Raw genomic sequence first — 294 nt, 5'->3', positions numbered from 1 at the left:
GTCCTGACCTACGTCGACGACCGCCACATCAGCTGCGCTATTTGCGTGCGAGCAAGACGTGAGCCTCTTGGGGGAATATCAGCTCCCCTCCAGTTGAATAGATAGCCAGCAAAGAACTTAGATCACCCGTGATCGCTGCGATGACCGCGTCCCGATGTCCGGCCTCCATTCCGCTGACCAGCCCAGCCTGCGGAGTCGCTGCCAGTTGTAGTCGCACATATTCCCTTGACGAGGGGAACCGGATGTTCTGTGTCGTCGTGTGGATGGTCACCTGACGAAATCCCGCCCCGGCCA

Annotated in this window: 1 pseudogene; it reads right to left on the bottom strand. The window is 59.2% G+C overall.

Features of this window, described 5'->3' with window-relative positions:
* Positions 1-37 precede the first annotated feature (37 nt).
* Positions 38-294, bottom strand: a pseudogene (locus E5W87_RS35790) (transposase); the annotation flags it as partial.

It is taken from the genome of Mesorhizobium sp. (genome assembly GCF_004962925.1).
Lineage (GTDB): Bacteria > Pseudomonadota > Alphaproteobacteria > Rhizobiales > Rhizobiaceae > Mesorhizobium.
The sequence above is the reverse complement of the archived record's forward strand: the minus strand, read 5'-3'. Positions and strand labels throughout refer to the sequence as shown.